Source organism: Pseudomonas sp. SMN5 (genome assembly GCF_052041925.1).
Classification (GTDB): domain Bacteria; phylum Pseudomonadota; class Gammaproteobacteria; order Pseudomonadales; family Pseudomonadaceae; genus Aquipseudomonas.
This window is the reverse complement of the sequence record NZ_JBKGGX010000092.1, coordinates 1-227: the sequence shown is the minus strand read 5'-3', so window position 1 is coordinate 227 and position 227 is coordinate 1. Positions and strand designations below refer to the sequence as shown.

At 67.8% G+C, this 227-nt stretch carries 1 protein-coding gene; it reads left to right on the top strand.

Features of this window, described 5'->3' with window-relative positions; translation table 11 throughout:
• Positions 1-227 (top strand): carbon starvation CstA family protein (locus tag ACLEJR_RS27130; protein WP_440817798.1); only part of this gene is annotated, 227 nt, incomplete at both ends.

Below are 227 nucleotides of genomic sequence, written 5' to 3'. Positions count from 1 at the left end.
TTCATCGCCAACAACGTGATGCAACTCGATGCACGCCGGGCCACGCCTGCCGTGCTCAACAACGATGGCCTGGACTACGTCCCGACCAATAAACACATCCTGTTCGGTCACCACTTCGCCGCCATCGCTGGCGCCGGGCCGCTGGTGGGGCCGGTGCTGGCCGCGCAGATGGGCTACCTGCCCGGCACGCTGTGGCTGATCGCCGGGGTGGTGCTGGCCGGGGCGGT